Annotated in this window: 7 protein-coding genes; 4 read left to right on the top strand and 3 right to left on the bottom strand. The window is 68.9% G+C overall.

Features of this window, described 5'->3' with window-relative positions:
• Window positions 1-29: 29 nt before the first annotated feature.
• Window positions 30-1,100: an aromatic acid exporter family protein gene (locus H483_RS32120; RefSeq protein WP_017837443.1), complete on the top strand. Its 1,071-nt coding sequence runs from the start codon at window positions 30-32 to the stop codon at window positions 1,098-1,100.
• Between the two features lie 5 nt (window positions 1,101-1,105).
• On the opposite strand, the gene H483_RS32115 is transcribed toward H483_RS32120, so the two are convergent.
• Together H483_RS32115 and H483_RS32110 are read right to left on the bottom strand one after the other, a co-directional pair.
• Complete coding sequence (locus H483_RS32115; protein ID WP_017837442.1) at window positions 1,106-1,552, bottom strand: MmcQ/YjbR family DNA-binding protein; 447 nt, start codon at window positions 1,550-1,552, stop codon at window positions 1,106-1,108.
• Window positions 1,553-1,554: 2 nt separating this feature from the next.
• Window positions 1,555-2,445 carry a cation diffusion facilitator family transporter gene (locus H483_RS32110; RefSeq protein WP_017837441.1) on the bottom strand — a complete coding sequence of 297 codons (891 nt, stop codon included), beginning with the start codon at window positions 2,443-2,445 and terminating at the stop codon, window positions 1,555-1,557.
• A 73-nt stretch (window positions 2,446-2,518) separates the two neighbouring features.
• On the opposite strand from H483_RS32110, the gene H483_RS32105 reads away from it, so the two are divergent.
• The 3 genes from H483_RS32105 to H483_RS32095 are packed head-to-tail and all read left to right on the top strand — an operon-like array spanning window position 2,519 to window position 5,008.
• Entirely contained in the window at window positions 2,519-2,953 is a 435-nt protein-coding gene (locus tag H483_RS32105) for an NfeD family protein (RefSeq protein WP_031264989.1), read from the top strand.
• Window positions 2,954-3,003: 50 nt separating this feature from the next.
• Window positions 3,004-4,308 carry an SPFH domain-containing protein gene (locus H483_RS32100; protein ID WP_017837439.1) on the top strand — a complete coding sequence of 435 codons (1,305 nt, stop codon included), beginning with the start codon at window positions 3,004-3,006 and terminating at the stop codon, window positions 4,306-4,308.
• Window positions 4,309-4,363: 55 nt separating this feature from the next.
• Window positions 4,364-5,008: a TetR/AcrR family transcriptional regulator gene (locus H483_RS32095; RefSeq protein ID WP_017837438.1), complete on the top strand. Its 645-nt coding sequence runs from the start codon at window positions 4,364-4,366 to the stop codon at window positions 5,006-5,008.
• A gap of 9 nt (window positions 5,009-5,017) precedes the next feature.
• Here the strand turns inward: H483_RS32095 and H483_RS32090 are convergent, their stop codons facing one another.
• The gene (locus H483_RS32090; RefSeq protein WP_017837437.1) at window positions 5,018-6,403 is read right to left on the bottom strand and encodes a TIGR01777 family oxidoreductase; all 1,386 of its coding nucleotides are present in this window, start codon (window positions 6,401-6,403) and stop codon (window positions 5,018-5,020) included.
• Window position 6,404: the final 1 nt, after the last annotated feature.

Below are 6,404 nucleotides of genomic sequence, written 5' to 3'. Positions count from 1 at the left end.
CTCAGATGCGAAGAGCCACAATTCCCTGTATGCGACGACTTCGTGAACTGGTGGGGCGGCCCGACGTCACGACCGACCTCATTCAGATCATCAAGAGCGTGGTGGCCGCCACCGCCGCATGGTGGCTCTCCGCCCACGTCCTCAACTCGCCTCTGCCGTTCCTGGCGCCCTGGACCGCGCTGCTCACCGTGCACGCCACTGTCCACCGGTCGCTGTCCCGCGGAGTACAGACGACGGTGGCGTCCGCGATCGGTGTCGGGATGTCCTTCCTCATCGGCTTCTACCTGGGCGTCAGTGTGTGGACCTTCGCGCTGGCGATGTTCGTGGGTCTGGCCGGGGCCCGGATCACGTGGATCAGGGACGAGGGGGTCGCGATCGCCACCACGGCGGTGTTCGTGCTCTCCAGCGGGTTCTCCGATCAGCAGCCCCTCCTGCTGGACCGCATCATCGAGGTCGCCCTCGGGGTGGGGATCGGGGTACTGGTCAATCTGCTGATCATCCCCCCGGTGCGCGATCAGCAGGCGTCCAATCACGTCGACAGCATCGACCGCCGGATCGGCGACATCCTCGTTGACATGGCCGATGAGTTCTCCACCTCATGGGAGACCGATGCCGCCGACGCGTGGCGTCGCGAGATCGAGTCGGTGTCCGATGAACTCGAGACGGCATGGGGCACTGTCAACTTCGCCCGCGAGAGCCGACGCTCGAACCCCCGTCTGATCCGGCGACGCCTCGGTGGCGCACGTCAAGTCAGCGACGGCGTCGACTACACGGAGGTGCTGCGCCGCGTCGATGAGGCCGTCTCGCACATGAGGCACCTGATCCGGACCCTCCACGAGGCCACCTACGCCGAGGGTCCGTGGGACGAGCGCTTCCGTACCGAGTGGGCCTCCATCGCGCGGGACGCCGGCCGGGCGATCGCCGATCCCGACGCCGAGATGGACTCCATCCACGACAGGCTGATCGGGTTGACGCACTCCATGTCCGAGGACGGCCGACTGCCCCGGGACTCCTGGCCGGTCTACGGTTCGCTGCTCACCAGCATGCTCCACATCGCCCTGCTCATCGATGACGTGGCCTCGCAGTGGAGCGTGCGATAACCCGCCTAGTGATCGCGCCGGCCTGCCTGGCGCCGCAGGGCGTCCAGTCTGGCGACCCTCCCGGCGCCGGCGAGTTGCCGATACGAGGATTCGATCAACTCGGCGACCTCGTCCCAGTCCACAGGGCCGGGATGCCCCGCTCCCGACCCGGGCCGGTCCAGTGGGAACGCCCGCCATCCCCGGACCCCCACATAGGCGGGCACCACGAAGCGCTCGTCCAGGTCGAGGGCCGGCAGATCTTCGGGATCGGGGAGGAACAGCAGGGCGCGATCGAGTCGAGACCCCGCGTGCTCGCCCTTCACGGCGCCGCCGTAGGTGGCGAAAACCCTACTCGTGTACCAGTTGGGTCGCCCGTGCGAGATCTTCTCCGCAGCATCCGGAAGGCCCAGGCAGATGCGACGGACCCGGGCGAGCAGCGGATCGGCGTCGTCGAACATGATGGGGTGCCCCACCGCTACAACCTCACGTCGTTGTAGGCACGCTCGTCCTCTATCGGCTCGAGGTGGGTGGTGATGTGGGAGTGCGGAAGCGCGGCGTGGATCTCCTGCTCGACCGTCTCGACGAGGTCGTGGCCCTGATCCACACTCCAGTCACCGGGTACGAGCGCGTGGAACTCGACGAACCTCCACCTGCCGGATTCGCGTGTCCTCAGCTCGTGGAAGTCGACCCGGCCGGGCTGTCGATGCCTGTCCAGTACCTCCTGGATCGCCTGGTTGTCCTCGTCGGGCAGTGTCGCGTCCATCAGCCCCATGCCGGATTCGTGGACCAGCTTGTACCCGATGAACAGGATGTTGAGCCCCACCGCGATCGCCACGATCGGATCGAGGAACTCCCACCCGGTGATCCACACCAGGGCCACGCCGATCACCACACCGACCGAGGTCACGACGTCGGTCATCAGGTGTTTGCCGTCAGCCTTCAGGGTGGGTGACCGATGCCGTATCCCTGCCCGGATCAACAGGGTGCCCACGACGCCGTTGACCACCGCGGCCACGACCGAGATCGCGAGACCCAACCCGAGTGACTCGATCGGAACCGGGTTGATGAGCCGCTCGACGCCCGTGTAGAGGATGAACGTCGAGGCGACGAAGATCATCGCGCCCTCGACCCCGGCGGAGAAGTACTCGGCCTTGGAGTGGCCGTACTGGTGGTCATCGTCTGCCGGCCGCTCCGCGACGGTGATGGCGATCAGCGCCACCACCGAGGCCACCAGGTTGACCACCGACTCGGCGGCGTCCGAGAGCAGGCCGACCGACCCGGTCACCCACCAGGCCGCCATCTTCAGCGCGATGGTGACGATCGACGTGGCCACCGACAACCACGCGAACTTCTTGAGAGTCGACACGTCGATTCAGCGTAGTCCGCCCACGAGTCGTCGTCCCACCTGCGGAACGGCGGATGTCGGTAGGGTCGTAGGCATGCATGGAGGACTTGTCTGGCTCGCAGTAGCGGTGTTGCTCGCCGCCGGTGAGGCGGCGGGGGGCGAACTCTTCCTCATCATGCTCGCCGGAGGCGCGCTCGGTGGCGCGGCAGCGGCCGCGCTCGGCGCCCCGCTGTGGGGACAGGCCCTGGCGTTCGCCCTCGTCTCGATCATCCTCGTCGCGGGTGTCCGCCCCGTCGTCCGCCGCCGCATGCTGGCCGCGCTCCCCGAGCACGACACCAATACCGCTGCGCTGACCGGACGCGACGGCACCGTGGTCGAGTCGATCGGGCCGTCCGGCGGCCTGGTGGAGATCGCCGGTGATACGTGGACGGCGCGCCCGCTCATCGAGGGCGAGACGTTCGACGCCGGGGACAAGGTCCTCGTGCATGAGATCGACGGAGCCACGGCGATCGTCGTGCGTGGAATCTAGAGCACGCGGGTCAGACACACAGCCGACAGCACGACACAATTGGAGGGACCATGGAAGGCTTAATCTTCCTCGCCGTCATCGTCATCTTGATCGCCTCGGTGGTGGTGAGTTCTGTGAAGCTCATTCCCCAGGCGGAGGCCGCCGTCATCGAGCGTCTCGGCCGCTACCAACGAACCGCGAGCGGTCAGCTCACGCTGATCATCCCGTTCATCGACCGCGTTCGCGCGAAGGTGGACCTGCGCGAGCGGGTCGTGACCTTCCCGCCCCAGTCGATGATCACCGAGGACAACCTCACGTTGAGCATCGACACCGTCGTCTACTTCCAGGTCACCGACCCGAAGTCGGCCGTCTACGAGATCAACAACTACATCATCGCCGTCGAGCAGCTCGCCACCACGACCCTGCGCAACGTCGTGGGTGGCCTGACCCTCGAGCAGACCCTGACCAGCCGCGACATGATCAACAAGCAGCTTCGCGGGGTGCTGGATTCGGAGACCGGTCGCTGGGGCCTTCGCGTGGCCCGGGTCGAGCTGCGGTCGATCGATCCGCCGCCCTCCATCCAGGACTCGATGGAGAAGCAGATGCGTGCGGACCGCGAGAAGCGCGCGACCATCCTCACCGCCGAGGGCCAGCGCGAAGCCGCGATCACCACCGCGCAGGGCGCCAAGCAGGCCGCCATCCTCGACGCCGAGGGCAACAAGCAGGCCGCGATCCTGTCCGCCGAGGCCGACCGCCAATCGCGGATGCTGCGGGCCCAGGGTGAGCGGGCCGCCCGGTACCTCGTGGCCGAGGGTCAGGCCGCGGCCATCGCCCGCGTCAACGCGGCGGTCAAGGCCTCGAAGCCCACCCCGGAGATGCTCGCCTACCAGTACGTGCAGAATCTGCCGGAGATGGCCAAGGGCGACGCCGCGACGATGTGGATGATCCCGTCGCAGTTCGGTGATTCGCTCGAGAACTTCGCCAAGGCCGTGGCCAAGAAGGACGACGACGGGGTGTTCCGCTACGAGCCCGCGGACGTGGACACGGATGCGGATCTGCCGTCGGCGCCCGATGAGTGGTTCGACACGTCCACCGACCCGGAGATCGCCCGCTCCGTGGCCGCCGCGGAGGCCGCCGCCAAGGGGACGACCTCGGTCATGGACGAGGAGCCGCGCAAGGCCAAGCCCAAGCCCGGCGTGTTCGACATGGTGCCGGAGTCCGAGGGCGGGGCTGCTCCCGACGACACGCCCGCCCTGTCCGGCCCGCAGGGCGCGCAGCCGGGTCAGCCCACCGGTATCGACCCCGCCGCGGGGCTCGACACCGATCTGCACCAGGGCGGATACCCGATCGACGAGACCGGTCGCGACCGTCCCTGAGCGGATCCGGCTGGGTCCCGGGCGCCGCCACGACCACTGGAAGTAGCATGCCCATGTGGCACGTAACAGTGGACGCGGTGGCGCCCAGCCACCCGACGAGGAGGACATCCGTCTGATCGAGGCGGCGGCCGAGGTCATCGCCGAGCGCGGGATCAAGGGCGCGAGCACCGATGACATCGCCCGGGCGGCCGGGGTCACGAGGGTGACCCTGTACCGCCGCCTCGGTCCGCGCGAACAGATCCTCCGTGCCCTGTACGCCCACGAGGCGCAACGCCTGATGATGTCGGTCATCGGGCGGTTCACCCCGTTCGAGTCTCTCGAGTGGGACCCCGTCAGACACGTCGAGGACCTTCTCGTCGGCACCGTCTTCGACATCCGGAGAAGCGAGATCCTCCAACGCATCGTCGAGGTGGACAAACTCGAGGCCATGGCGATGCTCGCCGGACAGTCCGACTCGGTCCTCGACGCCATCACCGAGATCGTCGCCGAGTTCATCCGGAGCACCTGGAACGCCGATGTGCACACCCGCCCGATGGACGCGGATGAGTTCGACACCCTCTCCCGCGAGGTCGGGAGCGTCGTCGGTCGCTTCCTCCACTCCATCGCGGTGATGCCGGACGGACCGCCGGTCCTCGAGACCGAGGAGGAGATCCGGGAGTTGGCGCGGCGGGTCCTGGTCCCGATGATCCTGCAGCGCTGAGGGCCTACGTCAGAGCGAGGTGGGCACCTTCTCCCCGCCCAGTTCATGGGCCAGCGCGGCCCCGAGGGCAGGATAGCGGAACGGGTGGTCGAGATCGCGGAGCACCACCGGGTCGACCTTCTGATCCGCCAGCGCGAGTTCCTCCGACCCCCGACTGCCCAGCAGCAGGCCGGGTGCGAACCCGGGGACCGGCACCACCGTGGGACGGTGGAGCACCGACCCCAGGGCACGGGTGAACTGCGAATTGGTGACCGGCTGCGGCGCCACGGCGTTGACGGTTCCGACCAGAGTGGGGTCGACGATGGCCCGGAGGTAGATGTCGGTGAGGTCGTCGAGCGCGATCCAGGACATCCACTGCCGCCCTGAACCCAATCGCCCGCCGAGGCCCGTCCGGGTGATGGCGGCCAGGGGAGGCAACAGGCCGCCCGCTCCGGACAGGACGAGGCCGGTGCGCATGGTGACCACGCGGGCGTGTGATCGGCGGGCGGGCTCGCAGGCCGCCTCCCATTCGGCCACGATCTCTGCCAGGGGGCCGGAACCCGGACCGGTCTCCTCGGTGAGGGTCCGGTCACCGCGGTCAGCGCCGTAGTAGCCGATGGCGGAGGAGGACACCATCGCCGTGGCACCATCCCGCGCGGCGACGAGCTCGGCGAGTCTCCGGGTTGGCCCGATCCGGCTGTCGCGGACCGCGGCCAGGTGCCGGTCGGTGAACCGGCCCGCGATGGAGGCACCTGCCAGGTGCACCAGCACGTCCACGCCGTCGAGGAGTGACGGATCCGGGTCTCCGGTATCCCATCGGCGTTCGTCGGCCCCGCTCGCCGCGCCCCGGACGAGCCGGATCACGCGGTGCCCGGCGACGCCGAGGAGGGCACACAGGGCGGTGCCCACCAGGCCCGACGCACCGGTGACCGCGACGGTCAGGGTGCGCCGCCCTTCCGGGCCCGCGAGGTGCCGGACCCGGTCGAGGTCGAGGGCCATCTGGCGGTAGCGATAGGCGAAGACCGGCGAGAGGAGGGGGCCCGGGACGCGGGCGCGGACCCGGTCGCCCAGCACGGTGGTGCCCTCCGGGCCCGGGGTGACGGTGTGCTCGTGGACCCACCCCGTCAGCCCCGCGTAGGGCTGGGAGACGCAGCGGTCCACGAACCGCTCGCCCTCGACGTACCCGCCGGGGTCGTGCCGGGCGACCCACCGCGGTCCGAACCGGACCCCCAGTGGCCCGGGGAGCGCGGACCTCGGCTCGAGCACCGCCTCACCGTCCCGTAGGGAATCGGCCTGGCGCACCGGGCGCAGCGACATGAACGGCGGGGAGATTCTGAGGAAGGCTCCCGGCGAGGCGAGGTAATCCCACGCCTCGTCCGCCCCGGCCCGGATGGTGCAACGGAGATCGATACTCATG

Source organism: Dietzia sp. UCD-THP (assembly GCF_000349585.1).
GTDB classification, from domain to species: Bacteria; Actinomycetota; Actinomycetes; order Mycobacteriales; family Mycobacteriaceae; genus Dietzia; species Dietzia natronolimnaea_A.
The sequence above is the reverse complement of the archived record's forward strand: the minus strand, read 5'-3'. Positions and strand labels throughout refer to the sequence as shown.

Coding starts and splice junctions, on each gene's coding strand:
- H483_RS32100 (WP_017837439.1), top strand. CDS start 3,004: ATGGAAGGCTTAATCTTCCTCGCCGTCATCGTCATCTTGATCGCCTCG.
- H483_RS32120 (WP_017837443.1), top strand. CDS start 30: ATGCGACGACTTCGTGAACTGGTGGGGCGGCCCGACGTCACGACCGAC.
- H483_RS32090 (WP_017837437.1), bottom strand. CDS start 6,403: ATGAGTATCGATCTCCGTTGCACCATCCGGGCCGGGGCGGACGAGGCG.
- H483_RS32105 (WP_031264989.1), top strand. CDS start 2,519: ATGCATGGAGGACTTGTCTGGCTCGCAGTAGCGGTGTTGCTCGCCGCC.